The 25,643-nt window shown below is 47.0% G+C and carries 18 protein-coding genes; 13 read left to right on the top strand and 5 right to left on the bottom strand.

Annotated features, from left to right (window positions below; genetic code table 11):
- Window positions 1–10 precede the first annotated feature (10 nt).
- Complete coding sequence (locus tag OYT88_RS04240) at window positions 11–1,300, bottom strand: MFS transporter (RefSeq protein ID WP_274398156.1); 1,290 nt, start codon at window positions 1,298–1,300, stop codon at window positions 11–13.
- A 131-nt stretch (window positions 1,301–1,431) separates the two neighbouring features.
- On the opposite strand from OYT88_RS04240, the gene OYT88_RS04245 reads away from it, so the two are divergent.
- Entirely contained in the window at window positions 1,432–2,442 is a 1,011-nt protein-coding gene (locus OYT88_RS04245) for an AraC family transcriptional regulator (RefSeq protein ID WP_274398157.1), read from the top strand.
- Window positions 2,443–2,531: 89 nt separating this feature from the next.
- On the opposite strand, the gene fucO is transcribed toward OYT88_RS04245, so the two are convergent.
- Window positions 2,532–3,698 carry a lactaldehyde reductase gene (gene fucO / locus OYT88_RS04250; protein WP_274398158.1) on the bottom strand — a complete coding sequence of 389 codons (1,167 nt, stop codon included), beginning with the start codon at window positions 3,696–3,698 and terminating at the stop codon, window positions 2,532–2,534.
- Window positions 3,699–4,011: 313 nt separating this feature from the next.
- Here fucO and aldA point away from each other — a divergent pair, with 313 nt between their 5' ends.
- The 8 genes from aldA (at window position 4,012) to OYT88_RS04290 (ending at window position 11,743) form a co-directional block, all read left to right on the top strand.
- Entirely contained in the window at window positions 4,012–5,451 is a 1,440-nt protein-coding gene (gene aldA / locus OYT88_RS04255) for an aldehyde dehydrogenase (RefSeq protein ID WP_274398159.1), read from the top strand.
- Window positions 5,452–5,774: 323 nt separating this feature from the next.
- Window positions 5,775–6,161: a hypothetical protein gene (locus OYT88_RS04260; protein ID WP_274398160.1), complete on the top strand. Its 387-nt coding sequence runs from the start codon at window positions 5,775–5,777 to the stop codon at window positions 6,159–6,161.
- A gap of 526 nt (window positions 6,162–6,687) precedes the next feature.
- Entirely contained in the window at window positions 6,688–7,386 is a 699-nt protein-coding gene (locus tag OYT88_RS04265; RefSeq protein ID WP_274398161.1) for an N-acetylmannosamine-6-phosphate 2-epimerase, read from the top strand.
- A gap of 781 nt (window positions 7,387–8,167) precedes the next feature.
- Window positions 8,168–8,704 carry a Chromate resistance protein ChrB gene (locus tag OYT88_RS04270; protein WP_274398162.1) on the top strand — a complete coding sequence of 179 codons (537 nt, stop codon included), beginning with the start codon at window positions 8,168–8,170 and terminating at the stop codon, window positions 8,702–8,704.
- Window positions 8,705–8,715: 11 nt separating this feature from the next.
- Entirely contained in the window at window positions 8,716–9,468 is a 753-nt protein-coding gene (locus tag OYT88_RS04275; RefSeq protein ID WP_274398163.1) for an MFS transporter, read from the top strand.
- A complete protein-coding gene (locus OYT88_RS04280) occupies window positions 9,446–9,910 on the top strand; it encodes an MFS transporter (RefSeq protein ID WP_274398164.1) in 465 nt (154 codons plus the stop codon). Before OYT88_RS04275 ends, OYT88_RS04280 begins: the two co-directional genes overlap by 23 nt.
- On the top strand, window positions 9,907–11,400 hold the full coding sequence (locus tag OYT88_RS04285) for a metallophosphoesterase family protein (protein ID WP_274398165.1): 1,494 nt from the start codon (window positions 9,907–9,909) through the stop codon (window positions 11,398–11,400). The genes OYT88_RS04280 and OYT88_RS04285 overlap by 4 nt, the downstream gene beginning before the upstream one ends.
- 22 nt (window positions 11,401–11,422) lie before the next feature.
- Entirely contained in the window at window positions 11,423–11,743 is a 321-nt protein-coding gene (locus tag OYT88_RS04290; protein WP_274398166.1) for a hypothetical protein, read from the top strand.
- Between the two features lie 767 nt (window positions 11,744–12,510).
- Here OYT88_RS04290 and OYT88_RS04300 read toward each other — a convergent pair.
- The 3 genes from OYT88_RS04300 to OYT88_RS04310 form a co-directional block, all read right to left on the bottom strand.
- Window positions 12,511–13,056: an HAD family hydrolase gene (locus OYT88_RS04300; protein ID WP_274398167.1), complete on the bottom strand. Its 546-nt coding sequence runs from the start codon at window positions 13,054–13,056 to the stop codon at window positions 12,511–12,513.
- Between the two features lie 138 nt (window positions 13,057–13,194).
- The gene (locus OYT88_RS04305) at window positions 13,195–17,418 is read right to left on the bottom strand and encodes an acyl-CoA dehydratase activase-related protein (protein ID WP_274398168.1); all 4,224 of its coding nucleotides are present in this window, start codon (window positions 17,416–17,418) and stop codon (window positions 13,195–13,197) included.
- Window positions 17,419–17,434: 16 nt separating this feature from the next.
- The gene (locus OYT88_RS04310; RefSeq protein ID WP_274398169.1) at window positions 17,435–18,076 is read right to left on the bottom strand and encodes a TetR/AcrR family transcriptional regulator; all 642 of its coding nucleotides are present in this window, start codon (window positions 18,074–18,076) and stop codon (window positions 17,435–17,437) included.
- A gap of 831 nt (window positions 18,077–18,907) precedes the next feature.
- Between OYT88_RS04310 and OYT88_RS04315 the strand changes: the two genes are divergently transcribed.
- The 4 genes from OYT88_RS04315 to OYT88_RS04330 all read left to right on the top strand — a co-directional run bounded on the left by OYT88_RS04315 (window position 18,908) and on the right by OYT88_RS04330 (window position 25,510).
- Complete coding sequence (locus OYT88_RS04315; protein ID WP_274398170.1) at window positions 18,908–19,654, top strand: MurR/RpiR family transcriptional regulator; 747 nt, start codon at window positions 18,908–18,910, stop codon at window positions 19,652–19,654.
- Window positions 19,655–19,766: 112 nt separating this feature from the next.
- Entirely contained in the window at window positions 19,767–21,689 is a 1,923-nt protein-coding gene (gene mngA / locus OYT88_RS04320) for a PTS 2-O-a-mannosyl-D-glycerate transporter subunit IIABC (protein WP_274398171.1), read from the top strand.
- A 34-nt stretch (window positions 21,690–21,723) separates the two neighbouring features.
- Window positions 21,724–24,315, top strand: coding sequence for a glycoside hydrolase family 38 N-terminal domain-containing protein (locus OYT88_RS04325; RefSeq protein ID WP_274398172.1), 2,592 nt, complete (start codon window positions 21,724–21,726; stop codon window positions 24,313–24,315).
- A 70-nt stretch (window positions 24,316–24,385) separates the two neighbouring features.
- Complete coding sequence (locus OYT88_RS04330; RefSeq protein WP_274398173.1) at window positions 24,386–25,510, top strand: glycerate kinase; 1,125 nt, start codon at window positions 24,386–24,388, stop codon at window positions 25,508–25,510.
- Window positions 25,511–25,643: the final 133 nt, after the last annotated feature.

Raw genomic sequence — 25,643 nt, forward strand, 5'->3', positions numbered from 1 at the left:
GGCCATTGATTCAGCTTTCTCCATTTTTCCCGTAGCGTTCTTCCGTAATTTGCTGCAAGGATTTGCCTCGTGTATTCGGTGTCCAGATGACGCCGATCAGGAGTGAAATCAGCAGCAGGACGATCATAAAAGTCCCGGCGACCGTAAATCCGAGCGAGGTCAGAATGGTCGGGAAAATTATCGACCAGATACCGGCGCTGCCGCGGACAAGGAAGAACATAATCCCTTGGGAAGCGCCGCGCACATCCGTCGGGAAGAGCTCCGTCGCCCATAGAGCGTAGAATGCCTGGGCACCGATGCCTGCGGACACGCCCCATGTAACAACAAACACCCAAAGTGCCGGCCAGCTCATGTGGAAATAAGTCAGAACCACCCAGGAGATCAGAGCGAGCGCCGCACCGGCAAAGAACAGGGCGCGCTGGCTGACTTTATCGCCAAGCGGAACGAACAGAGCGTAGGTTGCCACGGCCGTGAATACCCACAGAACGGCCTGGAGCAGGTTAGCCTGAAGATTGGACAGCCCGCCGACCGTTGAATAGACGTAAGGCATGAAGAAGCCCATCGCACCGGCAACCAAATTCCAGAACATATAGACACCGACCAGGAACAGCAGCGATTTGAAGCTGACAGCGTTCGCAAAAAGCCGTTTATAAGGATGAGCCTTTTTAACAGCATTGCCTGCAGCTTGCTTTTTCTTCTCTTCTTCCCAGATCTTCGATTCATTGAGCTGCCGCTGCAGCAGCCAGGCTATGAAGGCAACAATAAAGAGTGAGCCGAAGATAATTCGGTTGCCGAGCAGGCCGAGCGGCGAGAAAATAATACCGAGGATGAAGATAATCGCCGGGCCGCACGACCAGGCAAACTGTGAAACGCCGATATGCTTTGCCCGGTTGGTTTCATCCGAGATTTCGGAAATATACGTCCAGGATGCCGGGACGCCGATGCCGACAGCAACCCCGGTAATAAAGAATCCGGCCAGCAGCATCGGAAAGTTCATCGAAAACATAATAATAACCACACCAAGCATATAAACCAACATGTTGTATGTGTAAATCAACTTGCGGCCGTATTTATCCGCCAGTCGTCCGCCGATCAGCGCGCCGACGGCCGATCCAAAAGCGTTGGCACTGATTGCGCCGAGCAAACCGACCTGAAGGCTGCTCAGATTCAGATCTTTCGCCCATAAAGTCAGGCCGCTGGCGCCGGCAACGATGGACCCCGAATCCAGATAGTTTGTTAACGATACCGAGGCCGTCGCCTTCCAGCTTTTCTTTTCCGCTACGACACTTGAGTCGCTCATCAATTCCGCCTCCTGAAATGCCCATAGTAGTAAGCGCTTACGTCTATTATTAAACAATAAGCACCGTTGTGGTACAATGACAATATCAAAGGTAAATAGTATCAAATAAACATAAACGGGAGAAATAAAACATGAATAATAACCATTCAAAAGCAATCGCAGATAAATTGTTCAAATTCACTAAAATTGAAATCGAACAGATGAAAAACGGTACGTTTGTTCCGGATATCCCGGATTCATCCACCCGGATCAAAAATAACAGGCTGGAATTGTTAAATAATTACTTTTTTAGAAAACAGAATATTTATATCAGTAAACACAACCGGTTTGCCGATTACCCGCTGCATTCGCATCAGTTCACGGAACTCAACTATATGCTCTCCGGTTCATGCTGCCAGATCATCGGAGAGCGGCCGGTCACACTGCGGCAGGGCGGGCTGATCCTGATCGGCCCCGGAATCAGCCATGAAATTAAGGCTCTGGGCGAAGAAGATCTGCTGATCAATATTCTGTTCAAAAAAAGTGCGATGACCATTGAGTGGCTGAACCAAATGAAGGAAAACCGCAGCCCGCTGATCCGCTATTTGCTGAGTCTGGAAACAGACAGCGGCGGCACGGATCGATACATTGTCTTCAACGGCGGTCAATCCGAAGAAATTCCGGCTGTTCTAAAAAATATGATTGCCGAATATTTTTCAAATGATACCTATTCAAACACGATGGCCGAATTATATTTGCCGATTCTGTTCACATCACTTGCCCGCGAGTACGGTCAATCGCAAAGAAATTCTTCCGAAGCGGCCGAATCGCTGAGCCGCAACAAAAAAATGATCCCCGTGCTGAAGCTGATCGAGGAAAATTATAAAGACATTAATTTATCCAAAGCAGCGGTACGGCTCGGTTATAACAAGACATACCTCGGCAACCTGATCAAAAAGCTGACCGGTGTGCCCTTTACACAGTTAGTTGTTAAGAGGCGTCTCTATCAGGCGCGTCTGCTCCTGAACACGACCGACCTGCCGATCAGCGACGTTGCCCAGGAATCCGGCTTTTCAAATAAAACTTACTTTTACAAAGTGTTCAAAGCAGAATTCGGCTGCCTGCCCGGCGAAGAAAAAAAGAATCAGCAGCTGCCCACATAAACCCTCTCCCTTTGCCGCGGAGAGATCCACATAAAAAAGGATCAGGCCGGGAAACTCCCGCCTGATCTTTTTTACATCCGGTATGCCCGTCAATCGTGAACGGCGGTCAACGACCGGTACAGATTGATGATGTCCTCTATGGTCGTATCTCTCGGATTGCCGCCTGTGCAGACGTCCATGAGTGCATCCTTGGCAATTGCCGGAATGTCTTCTTCCTTAACTCCGAGCTCCCGGATGTTCTGCGGAATGCCGACATCTTTGCCAAGCCGGCGGACGACAGCGACCGCCTGATCCCGTGCCTCTTCCAGCGGCATATCGCCGGCACCTGCCACACCCATGGCCGCCGCAATCGACCGATACTTTTCTCCGGTATAATCCTTGTTATAGTCCATGATCGTCGGGAGCAGCGCAGCACAGGCGACGCCGTGCGGAACATTATACCAGGCGCTGAGCGGGTGGGCCATCCCGTGTACGAGCCCCAATCCGACGTTTGAGAAGCCCATACCGGCAATATACTGCCCAAGGGCCATGGCTTCCCTCGCCTTGGAATCTCCTGCCACAGAGTCCCTTAGTGAGCGTCCGACAATTTCGATCGCCTTCAGATGCATCATATCCGTCATTTCCCAGGCGCCTTTCGTAATATAACCCTCGATCGCATGCGTCAGCGCATCCATGCCCGTTGCCGCGCATAACGATTTCGGCATACCCATCATCAGATCGCTGTCGACAAAAGCGGCCACCGGAATATCATGGGGATCGACGCAGACAAATTTACGGTGATGCGCTTTGTCGGTGATAACGTAATTGATGGTCACTTCTGCGGCCGTGCCGGACGTCGTCGGCACGGCGAAAATCGGCACGCTCGGATGGCGCGTCCCCGGTTCGCCTTCAAGGCTGACAATATCTTCATGCTCAGGATTGGCGGCAATAATCCCAATCGCTTTCGCCGTATCAATCGATGATCCGCCGCCGATAGCCAGGATATAATCGGCTCCTCCTTTTTTAAACGCAGCCAGGCCGTCTCGGACAACTTCCAGTGTTGGATTAGGAATCGTCTGATCGAAAATGTCGTAGACAAATCCGTTTCTATCCAGCAGATCGGTCACTTTTGTTGCAACATTATATTTGATCAAATCTCTGTCCGTTACGACAAGAGCCTTTTTGAACTCGCGCTTTTTCACCTCATCAATGATTCTTGTGACAGCGCCGCTTCCAAAATAGGACGTCTCATTGAGAATGATTCGGCTGACAGCCATACTGATCCCTCCACCTTGTTATTTTTTTCACAAAACAATAAAATCATCTGATGATAAACAGAGATTTCCGGGAATGCAACATAAAGAAACCGAATTAATTATCATTCAACAATTATATTGCCCTGTTTTTTAGAAAAAATCAATATATTTCATGATTATGCAATAAAAATTCATTTTTAAAGTTGTTTTGTTTGTTTTGATTTGTAAATTATGTTACGTTACAAAATGTAAATCTCTCTTTGTCCATTGTTTGATCCAAGCGGGAACAACTGTACCGCCGTCGAAAAAATCCCGGATATTGAGGAGGAGAAAAATGGTTACAAAAATACTGCCGTTTATTAATGGAGCGTTCGTTGCATCTCAGGCTGAAAGATGGATCGATGTTGTCAATCCCTCAACCGAAGAAGTCATTTCAAGGATTCCCGACAGCAGCGCCGCCGATGCAGACCTGGCTGTCGACGCCGCTTATGAAGCGCAGAAATCATGGGAAAGGACACCGGCGGTCGCACGCGGCGACTATCTGCACAAGATCGCCGGCGGTATTCGAAAAAGGGAGGCGGAGCTGACCGATATCGTGATCAGGGAAGGCGGAAAAACGCGCGGCCTGGCAAAGACAGAAGTCCTTTTTACCGCCGACTATCTGGACTATACAGCGGAATGGGCGCGCCGCTATGAAGGTGAAATTATCCAGAGCGACCGGCCTAACGAAAATATTTTTTTATTCAAAAAGCCGATCGGCGTGGCAGCCGGTATCCTCCCATGGAATTTCCCGTTCTTTCTGATAGCGCGCAAGGCTGGTCCGGCACTGGTCACCGGCAATACAATTGTCATTAAACCGAGTCAGCAGACACCGGAGAATGCCTATGTTTTTTCGCAGATTGTTGAAGAGACCGGCCTTCCGAAGGGCGTATTCAATATGGTTCCCGGCAGAGGCTCTGTTGTCGGCCGGGCACTGGCAGAAAACAGCAAGGTCGGCATTGTCAGCCTGACCGGAAGCGTCCCCGCCGGCCAGAAGATCATGGAGGCCGCAGCCAGGAACGTTACAAAAGTATCGCTGGAACTGGGAGGAAAAGCGCCGGCCATCGTGATGAACGACGCCGACCTCGATCTCGCCGTCAAAGCAATTGTTGCTTCGCGTGTCATCAATACCGGACAGGTGTGCAACTGCGCGGAACGTGTTTATGTCCACAGCGACATCAAGGAAGTCTTTACTGAAAAGCTCGTCGCCGCCATGCAGGCGGTCAAATACGGCAATCCGTCTGAGAACGCCGACCTGGACATGGGACCGCTGATTGAGAAGAACGCTCTGGAAAGCGTTACCGATAAAGTAGACCGTGCCGTGAAACAGGGCGCAACGCTAGCTGCCGGCGGCAAACGAGCCTTCGACAGGGGCTACTTCTTCGAACCGACCGTCCTGACCGACGTCACCAATCAGATGGATATTATGCGCGAAGAGACATTCGGACCGGTCATTCCGGTTGCCGAATTCTCAACACTTGACGAAGCGATCGAACTCGCAAACGACTCCGATTTCGGACTGACCTCTTCTATCTATACAAAAGATCTGGAGAACGCCTTCATCGCCGTCCGCCGCCTCCATTTCGGCGAAACCTATATTAACCGTGAAAACTTCGAAGCCATGCAGGGCTTCCACGCCGGGTGGAAAAAATCCGGTATCGGCGGAGCCGACGGAAAACACGGACTTGAAGAATACTTGCAGACACACGTTGTTTACCTTGAAACGTCGAAATAAGCAACTTACTATGCAGGCAACATGGCATCATGAGAAACGCTGCTTCCATTATTCACGAAGCAGCGCTTTTTTTGCGCCTCTCTCTCAGAGATTTTTCGGTCGTCCGGGTTATCGGTCCGAAGCAATGGTTTCGGTCTTCTCAGCCGGTTTTTCGCTCAACTCGGACTCGGTTTCGGTCGGCACAGGCAGTTTTTCGGTCGTGAGCCATCCTTTTTCGGTCGGCCGCAGCCGCTTATCGGTCTGGGACAATGGTTTCGGTCTTACCAGCCGTTTTTTCGGTCAACTTGGGCTCGGTTTCGGTCGGCACAGGCAGTTTTTCGGTCGTGAGCCATCCTTTTTCGGTCGGCTGCGACCGCTTATCGGTCTGGGACGAGGGTTTCGGTCGGCACAGCCGCTTTTTCGGTCAACTTGGGCTCGGTTTCGGTCGGCACAGGCAGTTTTTCGGTCGTGAGCTATCCCTTTTCGGTCGGCTGCGGCCGCTTATCGGTCTGGGACGAGGGTTTCGGTCGGCACAGCCGCTTTTTCGGTCAACTTGGGCTCGGTTCCGGTCGGCACAGGCAATTTTATCGATCGTTACCTTCGTTTTATCAACCATGGCACCCAATGACCGTTGCGGAAGTTTATTGATTGCGGAAACGCTCTTCTTCTTTCGAGAGATGACGGTCTCAGAAAGCAGTCGATCATCAATTGACGGTACTGCAGGAAAATGAGCTAAAGAGATACTCATATTAGATAATCCGAAAAGGGGATCTTGCGGATTTCTGGCATTTCATATTGTTTAAAACTCTGGATTCCCGAAAATCCAAATTCTATATCGGCATGATTGCAAAATGAAAAATTAATCACTAAATTTTCCCCCGAGTTTTACAATTGTTGATATGATGGTCACAGAGGCACTATCAGTTAATTCAATCGGCCAGTAGAATAATCCGGAAATAATGTGTATAAAAGAGATGATCTCAGTATGTATCATTGCCGTTATACAGTTGAATGGAGATTAAGTTGAAAGCCTTATAATGTTATTACAAAAGGTCTACTAGTAGAGGAACGAGGATGGGAAAATGTAATCCGGGATCTGATGGATCAACTCTTCCCGAGCCGGCCGCCGATGGACCCGGTTCAGAAGCAAAAGCGGTCATCCGGCTAATGAATGATTGCCTGTTACGCAATCGGCCCGGTGCGGAAAATGAGTGAAATTAGGACAGGTATTAATCACTGTTTAGGAGGGAACGTATGATGGATAAGGGTCAACTATTAGAATCAATTAAAGGCGGTCTGATTGTTTCGTGCCAGGCGCAAAAGGGGTCGCCGATGTATGGAACCGATATAATGGTTGCCTTTGCGGCAGCTGCGAAACAGGGAGGAGCAGTCGGCATTCGGGCAACGGAGCCGCAGAACATAAGGGCAATCAAGCAGGCCGTCCATTTACCGATAATCGGGATCTATAAACAATGGCATCAAGGATATGAAGTCTATATCACACCCACCTTTGAGAGCGCAAAAGCCATTATAGAGTCGGGTGCCGATATCGTCGCATTAGACGGGACAAAAAGGCCCCGTCCCGATCATCAGGATCTTCAAGAAATTATCTTGAACATTCACACAAAATTTCCGGATGTGCCGGTTATGGCGGACTGCGACAATCTGGAAAGCGGACGGTATGCGGAGAACTGCGGCGCGGATATCGTTTCAACCACTCTCTCCGGATATACCGAAAATACAAAAGGCGCAGATAAGATCAATTTTCAACTGATTCGCGATATGCATGACACGCTGAACGTGCCGATCATTGCCGAAGGGCATATTGTGGATATCCGTGACGCAGTGAATGCCTATAAAAGCGGAGCATTTTCAATCGTTATTGGGTCAGCGATCACGCGTCCCGAATTCATCACCGGCAATTTTGTACAGGCTATCCATGAGTATCGGCATTGAAACACCGCTCCGTGTGAGTCGTTTCCCCCGGAATGGGGGCAGGCGAAGCCTCCGCTGCGCAAGGGTGACAAGAGCCTGCCGAATAAGTTGCAGATGCGGTGCTATGAACATTTATGTCCTTATAAATTATTACAGTGTATAGAAAATCTGCGAAACGTTCGCAGATTTTTTTTTGCACATGATTCAAGCAATGTACCGGTACTCAACCTTTTGATTGCGATAAAAAGACAAATTATCGGCGATGGGCACACATTAAGCGATTAAGCGGCTGACTTTACACTGAGTACCAGAAGAAACCAATGCCAAGCAAACTCCGAACCATTTAAAAAACGATGGGCCGTGTCTTTTCCTTACCTGGCGGATCAACGGCCTTGTGACTTTTCAGCAAGCAAAGCCAACTTTCCGGATAAAAATCAGACGAAAAACGAGCTGGAAAAGATCGCCGCAGGAAAAGTCAAAAAATTTAACAATGCCTGCCTGACAAAGCTATTTCAAAATTTGGCTTTTATTCTTCAGGGAGTTGATTCTTTTATGTCGTGATTCACTCTCATACAGAGGACACCTTTTCTATTTGCTAGCCGATTATGACAGATTCACTATACCAAAAAGTGAAATATTTTTCCTATTGAGTTGAGCTCCCCAGGTCACAGACGCTGGGTTTGTGCTGCTCAGCGTTCAGCTGGATTTGTAGACTGTGAAAATGAGTGATAGACATTGTAACCAGTATTACTTTATGATATATTAACTTTTGTAACCAGTATTACATATACGGAGTGGTGTTATGGATCAAAACGATTGGGCCGTTATCAACTATACACTGCCGAGAGAACCATCGAGAGCCCGTGTCTCCTTATGGCGCAGACTGAAAAAAATAGGTGCAGTCAATATTCAGCAGTCGATGTGGATACTGCCCCTGACGGATGAAAATTTAAACTTGCTCAATGAGATAAAAAGCGAGGTTCTCCAAAATAACGGCAAGGCGTTCGTCATGAAATCATCCGTAGATGAAGACGGGCAGAAAAATATTATCGAACGATTCAACTCGGCAAGAAACGAGGAATACGGAGAACTTCTTGAGCAGTGTGAAGATTTTTTTAAAGAAATCAACAAGGAAATAGGCCGCAAGAATTTTACATTTGCCGAAATCGAAGAGAATGAAGAAGAGTTAGATAAATTAAAGCAGTGGTATGCGAAAATAGTGGCAAGGGATACCTTCGAAGCGCCTCTGAAAGAAACATCGAAGACAACACTATTAAAATGTGCCGAAGCGCTTGAAAAATTCTGCGATAAAGTATACAAGTTTACCGACAGGTCATAGGGTGGATAATAGTGAAAAAGAAAGTTATCATTTCCAATATTGTATGGCTCGGACTTGTCAGCCTGTTTGTAGATATGAGTACCGAAATGGTTTATCCTCTGGTTCCGCTCTTTCTGACCGCTGCGCTGGGGGCGTCACCCGCGATTGTGGGACTCATTGAAGGAATTGCTGAGAGCATCGCGTCGCTTCTCAAAGTATTCAGCGGCTACATCGGGGATGTGCGCCACAATAAAAAGCCTCTTACTTTTATCGGCTATTCGGCATCGGTCCTGTATAAAATATTTCTCCTTCTGGCAACATCGTGGCCCTTGGTTTTATTGGCAAGAGTAATCGACCGAACGGGAAAAGGGATACGTACCGCACCGCGCGACGCTCTTGTCGCACAGTCAAGCGATGAAAAAAAACTTGGCGGGTCATTCGGTCTGCATAAGATGCTGGATATGGCCGGTTCCTCCCTTGGAGCACTGTTTGCCTATATTTTCGTCGCAACCAGTATTGGATTTCACAAGGCGTTCCTGTTTTCTATCATTCCTGCGATCATCGGGATTTTGATCATATTTTTCGTCAGGGAAGACCAAGGCAGCGATAAAACACCTGAAAAGCTCAAGCTTAAAGGGTTAAAACTTGGTGGGAAACTGAAAATGTATCTTGCCGTAATATTTATTTTTTGCCTTGGAAATTCGTCGAATACATTTTTGCTTTTTGAAGGCTCAGAACCAAGGCTTTTCAGCGTCACAGGTCATGTTGCTGTATCTTCTATTTAATGTTGCCACATCCATTTTTGCCATACCGTCGGGTAAATTGTCTGATAGATTCGGAAGGAGCAAGATCCTTGTACCAGGATACCTGATCTACGGCCTTGTATACCTTGGCTTTGCGTTTTTGTCGGCAAAACCCGCCATTCTGATTCTATTCATCGCATACGGCGTGTACACTGCGTTTATCAGTGGTGCTGAAAGGGCTTTTATCGCCGAGAACGCGCCGGCAGGATTAAAGGGAACTGTTCTGGGGATTTACGGAATGGTGCAAGATGTCGGACTGCTACTGTCGTCAATCATAGCCGGACTCCTATGGGATAAAATAAACTCGGACGCACCGTTTCTGTTTGGCGCTATTCTTGGAGTGGGTTCGGCCATCATAATAAAAATCATACTTAACAGAAATAATAGCATTACAGAGCAAAAAAATACCGGGATGATAAGATGAAGCTTAAAAGGACTCTTAAAATTATTATACTGGCGCTGGTTCTATGCCTTACCGCAGGAGTCGGCCTTTTTCTGTATAATGCTTATCACGTTTACAATATCAACACCGGCTTCACCTCAGTCCCGCTCAACTACAACCCAGACGATTCTTCATCCACATATAAATGGAACGCCGCCGATGTAACCGTGTCCGGCGGCTTTATAAAAGGGATACAAAAAGGCAAGGATGGAAATCGACTGGTCATAAGGGCTCTGTCACCTCTCCCTTCCGTTACAGTAAAAGCAACAAAGGCACCTGTTCGAAACGTATTGATTTCTATTGAAAATGTTAATCCAGGCTTTTACTCAGCAAGTATAGATAAAAGTTTCAAACCTGCCAGAATCACGGTCAACACATTGGAGTTTTCAATGAATTTAAACGCAGGAGAAACCAAGCGGATTGATCCCGTTCAGCCAAGCAATACAGCAGATGACAACTATGTCATTCTCGGCGACAGCAGGGATGGTTATGAAACCTTTGGAAAGATTATTGAGCAGATAAACGCGTTGAAACCCGTATTTGTGATTGACAACGGCGACCTTGTTTACAGCGGGAAAACCAACCAGTATCGTATATTTAATCAAATGGTATCCGGGATTTCCACAACTCTGTGCACCACATTAGGCAACCACGACATACGCGGGGATGGACGTGAAACCTACAAAAAGCTTTATGGGCCGGAATACTACTCGTTTGATTTTGGCGACAATCACTTCATCTTTCTTGACAGCTCGCGTGGATATGCCGAAAAACAGGCAATACCGGACGTACAATACGCTTGGCTCAAACGGGATCTTCAAAAAGCGAAGGGCAAGCGGATTTTTGTAATATCCCATGTGCCTCCGACCGATCCAAGAAGCAATGTCAGGCCAAATGAAGTACAGTCTTATACAGATAAGGTTGAAAAGGAAGGCGGCCTTGTCGAGCAGAAGTTGGAAGCTTACAGTGAGGATGAAAATATAGACCACGGCTTTCAGACCAAGCAGGAAGCCGTACGCTTTGAAAACCTTATGACGGAATACAAGGTGGACACGGTTTATCTTTCCCATATCCACAGTTATTTTGATTATACCAAAAACGGCGTTCGTTATATCATAAGCGGAGGCGCCGGTGCGGAGTTGATGACACAAAACAGCTATTACCATTACTTGATCACCAAAGCCGGAGCAACAGATACGCTGACGATGGTTCAACTGCCATCTCCGCCAAATCTGATGCTGCAAAGGTACGCGGCAACAGTTTCTCTTTTTGCAAATGCTATGTATAAAGAGAATCCGGCGGCGGTTGTTTTCTTTATCACCGGACTTATATTGCTTGTACTGCTCTTACTTCTTCTTTTATATATAAGGCTGCACCGCCGGCTTGCGCTGCTCTGGGTGTTGATGAAAGACACAGGCAGATTTATATCGAAAAGATATAAAGAATTATATAAAAGTAAGACTAAAAGCTGATGCACACTGCAGGAAGGATTTAATGACAAACAAAAAAATGGTTCATATAAGCTTTGCAAATGAACAAACAGCTATTAGGGAAGGGGATAAAAGCCGGGTTTCACGCGACCCGAATTTATCACCGGCAATTTTGTACAGGCTATCCATGAGTATCGGCATTGAGACACCGCTCCGTATGAGCAGTTTCGTCCAGCCGCTGGCGCAGGCGAAGCCTTCGCCGCGCAAGGGTGACAAGAGCCTGCCGAATAAGTTGCAGATGCGGTGCTATGAACATTTATGTCCTTATAAATTATTACAGTGTATAGAAAATCTGCGAAACGCTCGCAGATTTTTTAAAAGCTGAGCTGCACGAATGCCCTGCAGGAATATTTCGGTAAAACTTTTAAATGACTAACGTAAATCATCCGATAATGACCAAGGCATTCTGCTAATCTTCCCTTCTCACATGACTGCCGATCAGCCGTAACGGTACTCAACGCCGAAAGTCCCTTCCGGAAATTGCCAGTTACTGAGAACTGTTTTGCCGCACAGTACCCGGCAGGTTCCGCATTCCAAACAGCCCGCATAATCGAAGCGGATCGTACACCTGCAATAGCGGACTCTATACCTGTTTGATTATTTGAAAACATACTTTAGCAGGATAATACAATGAACAGTACTGTATGAGCAATTGAAATAAAGGCCTGAGAGACAGGCATTTTGTTTATAATAAGCCGCTTGCGATACGGTGAATCATACGGGGAAATACACTTTCTCTGATGAATCGGCCGTTCCCCTTGTCTAAATAAATACATAGCTAATAGTAAACCGCAAAGGGAGGTTAGGACGATGGCTAATCAATCAGGTCTCGGAACGGGACCATTTACCGGTCCGGGAACAGCACCGGGTACAGGGCCGGGTACAGGCTCCGGAACAGGTCCCGGCACACTTCAAAAGTAAGTTTGATACATTTTTAAGTATGTATGGCACCCGGCCCAGGCCGGGTTTTTCGTATATCCTTACTAAGCGAAACGGCACGGCGAACGAAATTTTTGAACGTCCAAAACCGTGCCTGTCCGGCGGTCACAACTATTCAGTCTAAAAAAGTCCGTTATCTTATGAAGATTTATTTTATGGCAGCTGCATGAGCAGTCCGAGGGCATCGGGAATATTCCCGACATCGTGAACGGGAATGATCCACGGAGGCGTTTGCACTTTTTTCGTCACGTTCCGGCGGACGGCAATTTCCTGATTAGTCAGCCAGATCGCATGGATGCCGCTTTCATTCGCCCCCAGAATGTCGTTATCCCAGGAGTTGCCGATCATGACCGCTTCCGACCGATGGATTTGCAGCTTGCGTATCATAAAATCAAAAACTTCCGGGTCCGGCTTTTGCGGTTTCCCTTCCTCCAGTTCCGATTGCGTGGCATAAACAAATGTAAAGTAGTGACCGACTCCTAACTTTTCCAGCATTTTTCCGGCCATCTCGCTGTCGCTGTATGCTGTATTGCTTAAAACCGCTTGTTTTAACCCCATTTGCTCCAGACGGAACAATGTTTCTTTAACATGCAATCGCAACTGAACTTCAGGATATTCATACAGCGGTTTTCTGTCCAGGCCTTCATGTGGAGAAGTATTTATTGTGTCGCCGAGATCCCAGATCACGTGCGTAATCATACGCTCACCCTCTCTTAAAACTTTTCCCTTTTCAAAGACGGCTGCATTGTGAACCTGTTTATCAGCCGTTGTGCCGGGTCTATCGATCGTCGTTAAGTTAAGTCTTAAGAAAATCCGTCTCCGGGAATCTTCTCTTTCTCAGACAGTCTCTTCGGCACCTTCCTTCGCTAAGCTCAGCAGCAGTTTAATTCGATTATCCTGGTTGACCTTGCTGGACCCGGCATCGTAATCGATTGAGATCAGGTTGGCGTCCGGATGATTTCTTTTCAGGGCGCGGAACATGCCGCGTCCGAGCACGTGATTCGGCAGGCAGGCAAACGGCTGAACACAGATAACATTTTTTACGTCGGCATTGAGCAATTCGGCCATCTCGCCGGGGAGCAGCCAGCCTTCGCCCATCTGATTGCCGATACTCAGCAGCGACGACGCGGTTTCGGCAATCCGCCCGATCGGTTGCGGCGCTGCAAAACGGCCGTTCAACTCCAGAGCGCGGCGGATCGGACGGCGATAGTGTTCCACAAAGTGCAGGCCGACCGTTCCCCTCAGGACAGGCAGCTTCCCTTTGCCGAGGTGTTCTTCACGGAAGCGATGGTTATACAGGCCATACAGGAAAAAGTTTACAAAATCAGGAATAACCGCTTCGCCGCCTTCTCGTTCAATCGTCTCGACCAGCCCGTTATTGGCAAACGGACTGAATTTAACGTAGATTTCGCCGACAATGCCGACTTTCGGCTTATGTGCCGGGTGCACGACGATCCGGTCAAAGTCGACGATCATTTTCTCGATCAGAGATTGATAGTTTTTCATACTAAAGTGATCAAGCAGGTCTGCGCAGCGCCTGAGCCAGAGGCGGTACGTTCGGTCTGTCCGCCCCCGCTCGACTTCGTAGGGACGGACGGCGAAACGCAATTTTAACAGCAGATCGCCGAGGCAGGCCGAGACGACCAGTTCTTTGACGATCGGCAGTGTTATCCGGAAGCCGGGCTGCCGCTCCATGCCGGAGTGGTTCAGCGACAGAACCGGGACTTGTCCAAAGCCGGCACTGACCAGCGCTTTTTTCAGCAGTGCCAGATAATTAGTTGCCCGGCAGCCGCCGCCGGTCTGCGTCATGATCACCGCCGTCCGCTCGGGATCGCAGTCCTGCGATTTAAGTGCCGAGACAAGCTGGCCGATGGTGATGATTGCCGGGAAGCAGGCATCGTTATTGACATATTTCAGGCCTTCGTCAATCTGGGCGCGCGTCTGCTTCTCCAGTACTTTCAATCGATAACCGTGACGGCGAAACGCCTTCTCAAACAGGATAAAGTGTGTCGGGATCATCTGCGGCGAGAGAATCGTATAGGTTTTCCGCTCCGCTTTTGTGAATACCGGCGGTGACGGCGGAAGCAGTTCCTCCCCGGCCGGCTGTTGTAATTTTTTCCGCTCGCGGATCGCTGCCTTCATTGAGCGCAGACGGATGCGTGCGGCGCCAAGATTGTTATTTTCGTCCATTTTGATCCACGTATAAAGCTTGTGGCCGCGTTCAAGGATTTCCTGCACCGCATCGGTCGTGATCGCGTCCAGTCCGCAACCGAACGACGTCATCTGTACGAGTTCGAGATTCGGATGCTCCTTGACTGCTTCGGCGGCGCGGTACAGCCGGCTGTGGTAGGTCCACTGGTTGACGACCGGCTGTGAAATTTTATGCTTTGCCAGCGAAGCAACGGAATCCTCGGTCAATACGGCCATGTCCATCCGGGCGATTTCGTCGGGAATGCCGTGGTTGACAAACGGATCAAGGTGATAAGGATGCCCGGCAAGGACAATTCCCGTCTTCCCTGATGCCTCAAGTCCGGCAACGACTTCGCGACCGCGCCGGCGGATCCATGCGTGAAAAGCCGCGTCTTCTTCCTTCGCCTTTGCCAGCGCCTGATTCAGCTCGGCCGCCGGGATATCGGGAAAACATTTCTGCAATTCTCCTGCAACCGAATCAAGTCGATCCATAGAGAGAAACGGCTGAATGAAACGAACATGGCGTTCTTTTAAAATCGTCATATTGACGCGAATCACTTCCGGATAGGACGAGACGATCGGGCAATTGTAATGATTGTCCTGCTCATCATTTTCCCTCCGTTCAAAAACGACCGCCGGATAAAAAATCGCCGGCACGCCTTTTTCGACCAGATTGACGATCTGGCCGTGCATCAGTTTGGCCGGATAGCAGACGGCCTCCGACGGGATCGTCTCCATTCCCTTTTGATAGTTGAGCAGCCCGGAGCGTTCGGAAAGGACGACGCGAAATTTCAGTTCGCTAAAAAAGCGATGCCAGAACGGATAATTTTCATACATATTCAGTGCCCGCGGAATGCCGATTGTTCCGCGTACCGCGTCCTCTTCGCTCAAGCTCGGCCGGTCGAACAGCTTGTGCAGCTTCTCCTCTGCCAAATTGGCCTCGGTCCGCTTTTTCTTCGGCAGACCGGCACCGCGCTCACAGCGGTTGCCGGTGATGAACACGCGGCGGTCGAGGAAACGGTTGATCGTCAGTCGGCAGCGATTGGCACATTGCTTGCAGCGGCCGTAAGTAATTTTCACCGTCAATGCTGCCAGTTTCTCCGGCGGCAGTACGGTTGAGCGGCCATCCGAGCGACTGCGCTCGCGTGCCAATAACGCACAGCCGTAAGCACCCATCAACCCGGCCAGATCAGGACGCACGACCTCCTTACCGGTCATTTTCTCGAATGCCCGCAGCACGGCTTCATTTAAAAAAGTGCCTCCCTGCACGACAATGTGATCGCCCATCTCATCGACATGCCGCATCTTGATTACCTTAAACAAGGCATTGGCAATGACCGAGTAAGCGAGACCGGCAGAAATGTCGGCCACTTCCGCCCCCTCTTTCTGCACCTGGCGGACTTTCGAATTCATAAACACCGTGCAGCGCGATCCGAGTTCGACTGGTCCCTGGGAGGAAAGCGCCATTTGCGAAAAATCCTTCACCGAGTAACCGAGCGTACCGGAGAAATTTTCCAGAAACGAGCCGCAGCCGGATGAGCAAGCTTCGTTGAGCATAATTCGGTCGATGGCACCGTTCTTAATCTTCATGCATTTCATATCCTGACCGCCGATGTCGATGATAAAATCGACATTCGGCTGAAAGCGGCGTGCTGCCTTATAATGGGCAATTGTCTCGACTTCGCCGCCGTCGAGCCGAAAAGCGGCCTGGACCAATTTTTCGCCATAACCGGTGGCCAGCGAATAAGCGATGTGGACTTGCGCGGGCAGCACGTCGTAAAGACGGCGCAGGCCTTTGCGTACGGCGGCCACCGGATTGCCTTTATTACCCTGATAAAAATCATACAGGATCTGGTCGTCCGTTCCAGTCAGCACGATCTTAGTCGTTGTCGATCCGGCATCGACGCCAAGGTAAGCGGGACCGCTGTAATTGCCCAGATCGCCGCGGCGGACTTTGGCGCGGGCATGACGCTGCTCAAACGCCGTCCGTTCCGCCTCGCTGGCAAACAGCGGCGCCATTCGATGCGACGCCAGCTCTTTCCCCGTCGCGCTCATGGTCTGCAGGCGGCTGATTAAACGGCCGACATCGACTTTTTTCCCTTCACTCTTATCCATCGCCGCACCGATCGCGACAAAATACTGGCCGTTATCTGTACGCATCACCTGCTCGTCGCTCAGGTGCAGCGTCTCCATAAACCGGCGGCGCAGCTCGGGCATAAACGTCAGCGGCCCGCCGAGAAAAGCCACGTTGCCGCGGACCGGCCGGCCGCAGGCCAGGCCGGATAACGTCTGATTGACAACGGCCTGAAAGACGGAAGCGGCAATATTCTCGCGACTGACCCCGTCGTTGATCAGCGACTGAATATCCGTTTTAGCAAAAACTCCGCAACGCGACGCAATCGGGTAGATCCGATCCGATCCGGCCGCAAGCCGATTGAGTCCGGCAGCATCGGTTTCAAGCAGCGAAGCAATCTGATCGATAAACGCACCCGTCCCGCCCGCACAGGCGTCGTTCATCCGCTGCTCCATGCCGCCGCTCAAATAGATAATTTTCGCATCTTCCCCGCCCAGTTCGATCACGACATCGACTGTCGGATCACTGGCCTGCACCGCCTTCGTACAGGCGACGACTTCCTGCACGAAGGGGACCTCAAGCTGCTCCGCCACACCGATTCCAGATGACCCACTGGCGTGGATCCTGAATTCGGCTCCGGGAAATTTTTCCGCCAAATCGCTCAGCAGACGGATCGACGCCTTTTTGATTTCGGAAAAATGACGCCGGTATGATTTGAATACAAGTCGATGCGTTTCATCGATCGCTACCATTTTTGCCGTGGTCGAGCCAATATCCAAGCCAACGTGAAGTCTCATTTCCCCTCTCCTCCTTTTACGCCCGGCTGCCCGTCAGAATCGACGGCAGATAAAAACGAACGATTTCATGAATTTGCTCCTGCGTCGGCTTATCCGCCCGGTCGTCGCCGGCAAGGACGCCGTCGATAAACATGTAGGTCAGCAACATGCCGACAAAACCCCGGGCAGCAATCTCCACATTGTCGATCTCGACATAATCCGACTGCTTAGCCATTTCCAGCATTCGTTCGACATTGCTCAGGCCCCGAAGCGGAACCGCCTCGCGGAAAAGACGCGCCAGCTGCGGATAACGGACCACCTCGGCGACGACGATTCGTGCCAATTGCAAATAATCCGCCTTCATAAAGTAATCGATCAACTGTCCGGCAAAATAGCTGAGCGACGCCTCGATTCGATCGGGAGTAGAAAAATCAAGCTGATCGAGGACAACGGTAAACCCGTCGTCCGATAATAGAAAAAGTTGATGGCGAATGACGCCGAACAGCAATTTATCTTTACCTGAATAATAACTGTAGATTGTCTGTTTCGAAACACCGGCATGTTCGCAGATGTCGTCCATACTCGTTCCGTCAAATCCCTGCTGAATAAATAATTCTTTTGCCGAGCGAAGAATCTGATCTTTTTTCTTCCTTGCACGTTCGTTGGCAGGTTCGCTCATTGGAGATCACTCCCATATAGTCAAACTGTACCGTTCAGTTTGATTATAAACGCTTTCAAATCGAAGATGTGAAGAAAGTCGACGTATTCATAAAATTGTCGAATTTTGGCATTTAGAGGGTGAACTCATATAATTTGTTCCTGATCACGAGGATATGTACTGGCTTAGTAGTATACCTGCGTCACAAAGAGGGTTAAGGCAAAACTGCGCATCATCATGCGTCTCTATTATAAGAAAACATAATTCTATTCACGAAAAAGCGGCGCCTATCTATGAATAAATGCTTAGCGGTGTTCTGCCTGCTGAACGATCGATCAGCGGGCAGAAACGGCAGGAAGTGAGTCATCATGTTGGTTATTCACCGTCGGTCGGCATGGCAGTGAATCAATTCGTCAAGTTCATTATCCTATAACAGAGAGACGCATGCTCGAACCGTTCCAATGTGCCGTCCCATGATCCTTCCGTACGCTTATAACCAGCTGACAGATCAAAAATAATGGATAGACAGCTTTATCATTGTTATGATGCGTTTAAAATTGAGACTGAAAGCATCCTTTTAATGCTCTGCAAATCGATTTACCATTCCCATCATAACAAGCAAAAAGAGACATTTTTATATAATTGAATAGCTTTTAAAAATATCGATGATAAGTGGTTTATAATGAACAGGAATGCAGCACAATTTCAAAACGAAAGCATCGTTTTATTATTAACCAATGCCAATGGATATAACACAAAACGAAACGAAAACTGTTCTGTCGGTCTAGACACCTTCATTTATACACTCGTGACAGATTGAAAGTAATCCTAATGTGTCAGGTAGGCAATCCGATGCAAAAAAATTCTTTTGAACAACGCGTTATCAACGCTCAGTATAAATTAAATGAAACAGAAGACGCTCTTGTCGATTACATCAAAAAGCATGTCCGGGATGTGGCTGGGATGTCGATCAGCGAACTTGCTCGTCACATATATACCGTACCCAATACCATCATGCGGTTTTGTAAAAAATTAGGCTACTGTGGGTATGTCGAGTTGAAAATTGAATTAAGAAATGGAATTGATGATCAATCTGTCAATATGAGTACAAAAAGCAATCATCAGCAAGAGTGGCTTCAGCGGACGTTTTTGCTAATTGATTCTCAACGTGAATTGGATATTGTCAGTCAACTGCACAGGGCACATAAAATCATTTTTTTTGCTGTCGGAGAAACCGCTTACGTCGCCAGCAACTTCGCACATATGTTTAATGCAATCAACCAGAAAACATCATTCGTGACCTATGAAAACCAAATTATCTATGAAATAGATAATGAAGAAAACATCCTCATATTTCTAGTGAGTCTGTCAGGTGAAACTGCTCAGGTTCTTAAAGTAGGAAAACAAGCGAAGCAAAAAAATCATTATCTGGTAACTCTTACACATTTAACTAAGAATTCTTTAGCTAAAATGGCTGATACTGCACTTTATTGTTACTCCCCCCATAAGAATTGGCATGGATACAATCTTACAGATAAGATGCCTCTGTTTATCATACTCAATTCCCTTTTTTATCGTTATTTTAATACCATTGTGTAAAATTACACACTACGACATATTCAGCGTGATATGTCGTTTATTTTTGCCCAAAAATGAATTCGCTTTCTTTGCCGGTGATATAGTCTAGTTGAAAATGAATGGGGGGATTGAAATGGACCTAACGAAAGCAACATCACCGGGTCTAATTTACTTGGATGTCGATTTAAACACAAAGGCCGAGGTATTCGATTTCTTAGTTGATAAACTTTACTCGGCTGGAAAAATTAAATCCAAAAAAGATTTTCTCAAAGCAGTCTATAATCGTGAAGAGGAATCAGTCACAGGTTTAGAAAACGGGCTGGCTATTCCGCATGGAAAATCAGATACCGTCATTGAAGCAGCTTTTGCCGTGGTCAGGACAAAGAATGTCGTTACAGATTATGCGAGTCTGAATCCGGATAATCAGGTGAGATTAATATTTTTATTGGCCATTCCCAATGCAGAAGCAGGTACGACACATTTAGAGTTATTAGCCGAATTAGCTGCCAGAATGGCTGATGAAAACTATAGAAAATCTTTAATGAATGTGGCAACTGCCGATGACATGTTTCATTTGCTTGGCGAACGGTTAGAAAAAAAACAACAAAATAATATTGATAAAAATAAGCCGTCGATTGTAGCCATCACTGCTTGTGCTGCCGGTATCGCACACACATACATGGCTGCGGAAGCCCTTGCTAAAGCAGCAGCTGAGCGCGGCATTGACATTCATGTCGAAAAACAGGGCGCCAAAGGACTTGAGGATAAAATTACAAAATCACAGGCAGCTAAGGCCTATGCAGTAATCTACGCGCACGATGTTGCTTTAAAAGAAACCGAACGATTCAAAGGACTGCCAAAAGTAGATGTACCTGTGGCCGATCCCATTAAGAATGCTAATAAAGTGCTGGATTTAGCACTTGAAAAAGCGGCTCATTTCGATCCGGCTCAACGCAATATTGAGATTACCGAAGAAGAAAAACCGACAAAAAGACCATTTATGACTGAACTCAAAGATTCAGTACTGACCGGTATTTCTTACATCATCCCTATTATTATTGCAGGCGGTATGATCTCGGCAATTGTGGTATTGATTACACAAACATTTGGACTGCAGACTGTATTGTCGGACCAGCATAGTTGGTTATTCATACTAAAGACATTAGGCGGCAATATGCTTGGAACCTTAATGGTACCCGTTTTATCAGCGTATATGGCCTATTCTATTGCTGACAAGCCTGCCCTTGGCCCCGGGTTTGCCGGCGGACTGGCCGCTTTAATGATCAATAGCGGATTCTTAGGAGGTATGCTGGCTGGCCTAATAGCAGGATACTTGTTGAAATGGATGAAAGAGCATATTAAAAGTAAAGGAGTTTTTTCCGGCTTCATAACTTTTTGGATATATCCAGTTATCGGTTCCTTAATTGTCGGTGTATTGATGCTGTTCGTTGTCGGAAATCCGGTTGCTGCTTTAAATACCGGGCTCGTTCATTGGCTGAACGGACTGGCCGGTGCAAACGCTTTGTTATTGGGCGGAATTATAGGCGTGATGGTTTCTTTTGATTTGGGAGGGCCGGTAAATAAAGCGGCCTATGCATTTAGTCTCGGTGCTATGGCAAACGGTAATTTCGCTCCGTATTGTATCTTTGCATCCGTTAAGATGGTATCGGCATTTTCAGTTTCAGCAGCCTGCTACTTGAAAAAAGATATATTTACTAAAGAAGAACGTGAGATTGGCAATCAAACGTGGATTCTCGGCTTAGCTGGGATTACTGAAGGGGCTATTCCATTTGCCATGGCAGACCCCATTCGGGTCATCGGATCCTTTATTGCCGGCTCAATCGTTACAGGTGCAATAGTCGCTTATTTTGCTGTCGGACTGAGTGTTCCCGGAGCCGGGATATTCTCGATGTTCTTATTAAAAGGCGGAATAAGTGGATTGACGAATGCCATTATCTGGTTAGGAGCAGCGTTAATTGGTGCCATCATTTCTACTCTATTGTTAATTGTGACAAGGAAACAAAAATTAAATAAACTTGCAAAACGAACTGTTTGAATCTGTTTAACGATGAGAAGAGGAATAAACAGACATGATAATGAAAGAAAAGCAGATACACATTGTCCCGCACATGCACTGGGATCGCGAATGGTACTTTTCAACTGAAGAATCACAAATACTGTTGGTTAATAACATGGATGAAATTATGGATACGCTTGAACAACATCCTGACTACCCGACTTACGTTCTTGATGGGCAAACCGCTGTTTTGGAGGATTACTTCAACGCGAAGGCTGAAAACTATGAACGGGTTAAGCAATTGGTCCGTGAGGGACGGTTGAAAATAGGTCCATGGTACACGCAAACCGATGAAATGGTTGTCGGCGCCGAATCAATGACCCGCAACTTATTGTACGGAATAAAGGATAGTGAAAAGCTGGGAAAACCGATGATGATTGGTTACGTACCAGATTCTTTCGGGCAAAGTGCTCAGGCGCCGCAAATTTTGAACCAATTTGGCATTAAACATTCAATTTTCTGGCGGGGAATGTCTGAAAGACATGGCACAGATAAAACCGAATTCAAATGGCGGTCTGCAGAGGGCTCGGAAGTAACCGTCCAGCAATTTCCGCTAGGTTATGCTGTTGGTAAGTTTCTGCCGACAGAAAAGGAAAAACTTAAAGATCGTATCGATAAGTTATTCTTAACCCTTGATAAGAGAGCGACAACGAATCACGAATTAATTCCGAATGGCCATGATCAAATGCCGATCCAGCAAAATATCTTTGAAATTATAGATGAACTAAATGAAATTTATCCGAATCGAAATTTTTTCTTAAGTACGTATGAAGCAATTTTTGAAGTGCTGGATCAAGAAAAATCACTAGCAACCATTCAAGGTGAGCTGATAGATGGAAAATATGCACGCATACATCGCAGTATTTACAGCACACGGATGGATTTAAAAGCAGCAAACACACGAATCGAGAATAAAATCACAAATATTTTGGAACCGTTGGCCTCCTTAGCAAAGTCAGTGGGTATCCCATATCAGCATGGCCTAATGGAATTAATTTGGAAAGAATTGATGAAAAATCATGCCCACGATAGTATCGGTACTTGCTGTTCGGATAAAGTTCATCGTGAAATTCTAGCCCGTTTTCGTAACACTGAAGAACGAGTCGATCGTCTGATTGATTTTTATAAACGAAGAATGGCCGAAGCAACTCCAGTGTCACTCAATAATGATAAATTAACACTTTTTAATATGAGCCATAAGACGGATCCCAGCTTGGTAACAACTACAGTCATTACAAAGGCTCCGGGTTTTAAACTACAGGCACCTAATGGTGAATTTGTTTCATATGATTTAATTGCAAAAAACGTTATTGATCCGGGAGTCATTGACCGCCAAATCGTTGCACACGGTAATTATGAACCCTTTATCGGGTATACGATTCAGTTTGAAAGAGCTTTACCGGATATTGGCTGCGAAACATTAGAAGTCATTCCGGATGCCGAGGTAGAAATTGACACGAAATTAACCTCTGAGATTAAAACAGATTATTACAAAATACATGTCAATCATGACGGAACAATAGATTTACTCGATTTGGATTCTGGAGAACGATACCGAAAGGTTCTTGTTTTAGAAAATCAGGCTGATGATGGTGATGAATATGATTTTTCACCATTACCTGATGATAAGCCAATATACTCCATAAATCGTGTAAATGCTAAATATCACATTATGGAACATCTATTTACCTACGAGGTCGATATTTACTATACTCTAAGTGTGCCGGCAAATTTATCGGAGAGGCTTCGAATGAACCCGAAAACAGCAGATATCAACGTCAGGCTTCATTTGCAAATTCATAAGCATGATCGAACGATATCTATCGAGGTCAATCTGAATAATCAAGTTAAAGATCAACGGACTAGACTTTTAATTCCAACAAACACTGTAGCAGAATTTTCTATTGCAGATAATCAATTTGGCCAAATTCATCGACCCGTTGTCGATGATGCAATGAACGTTTGGCAAAAAGAGAAATGGGCAGAACGTCCTGATGCAATTTATCCATTCCTCTCCTATGTCAGTCTGAGTGACACTCGGACAACGACCACTGTCTTCACAAACAGCACGAGAGAGTATGAAATGATTGGGGAAAACCACGGTACGATGGCCATAACTTTGCTCCGTAGTGTAGGTGTGCTCGGTAAATCCGATCTAGTTCGACGTCCGGGACGTCCCTCGGGCATCAACGCGCCAACTCCGGATTCCCAACTATTAGGTCATCTTAAATTAGATTTAGCTCTGAGGATGGATCCAGAACCCTTTGAAGATTGCGAGGTCGCTGAGTATGCAAAACGGTATCTGACACCTGTTATCGCTTATAATCAAATACCATTTCAAGCCATGCACTTGAATCCGCCGGCCGTACGGGCTTCAAGGGTTGAAGCATTAAACTTGCCGAGAATTGGCCGTTTAGTCATTTCAACAATCAAAGTATCTGAAAAGGATGACTCAATTTTATTGCGGCTATTCAATCCAACAAACCGGGCAGAAAAACTTTCTGCAGATTTCCAGAAGCTAACCTTTTTAAATTTGAACGAACAAGTAACGGGTCCATTGGTTGAAGTGAAGCCAAATCAGGTCATTACAGTCAAGCTGAGGTGACCGCTCATAGATAATTTAAATGGCTAAAACATTAAATCGTTTTAGCCTTCTTTTTTGGAGGTTAATTTTAATGAGGGCTTTAATTGCGATTGATTCATTCAAAGAATCGTTTACAAGTATGGAAGCAGCCGAACTGGTTGAAAAAGCATTTTCTCAATATGGTATTAAATCCCGAAAAATAGCCATTGCCGACGGAGGGGAGGGAACCGTTGCGGCTTTTTTACATAACAAACCCGGCGGTGAATTGATTAAAGCAAGCGTTCACAACCCTTTTGGTATAGAGATTACTGCTGAATTTGCATGGTATGCCAAGGAAAAAACAGCGATCATCGAGGTGGCGGCAGCATCGGGGATTTGTTTTATTTCAAAAAGACCTGATCTAACGCCCCTGGAAACATCCTCCTATGGAACCGGTGAATTGATCGCCCAGGCAGTTGGTATGGGAGCAAAGAGAATAATTGTCGGACTCGGCGGAAGCGGCACGATTGACGGAGGAATGGGTCTGCTTGGTGCTCTGGATGCTCGATTCTTTGATCCAAACGGAAATCAATTAGATCCAGTCGTAAGAAATTTATCCAGAGTTTCTAAAATCGATCTGACACATTTAATTACGAAAAACATCACTCTAATTAGTGCAACGGATGTAGACAATCCGCTGACCGGTAAAACCGGTGCTGTCCATATGTTCGGTCCGCAAAAAGGGCTGAGTGATGCCAATACGGCCGTGATGGAACAGCTTCTTTTAATTTATTCAAAGCATTTGGATCCTCTTCATTCGGGAATGTACCCTGGAGACGGTGCTGCGGGAGGAATCGGATTTGCCCTTCGTATGATTGGGGGTCAAGTGGAAAATGGATTTGCGGTTTTAGCAATTGAAAGTGAACTGGATAAGCTTATTCAAGATACCGATCTTGTTGTGACCGGAGAAGGCCGGCTGGACGAACAAAGTTTACACGGAAAGGTACCGATTGCAGTCGCTCAATTGGCAAAAAAAGCAGACAAAAAATGCATCGCTTTCGTTGGTCAGCAGCAAGGAGAGTCAGCTGCATTTCAAAAAGCCGGTTTGACCAGTGTCTTCCCTATTACCGACTCTATTACAAATATTGATCAAGCCATGCGTGAGGGAAAAATCAATTTATTCCGATGTGCATCACGAGTTGGAGCACGCTTAAAGATAGATGCAGCTTTTAGTTAAACCATAATGGCTCCATTCCTTCGGCGCCCAGATGCACGGGAGATAACATGGGATGTACCGGCATTCTGTGGGGGAAGTCAAACGGCCTCATAAATGACTAGCCATACCAGTATTCACATATTCCATAGAGTAT

It is taken from the genome of Sporolactobacillus sp. CQH2019 (genome assembly GCF_028765345.1).
Lineage (GTDB): Bacteria > Bacillota > Bacilli > Bacillales > Sporolactobacillaceae > Sporolactobacillus.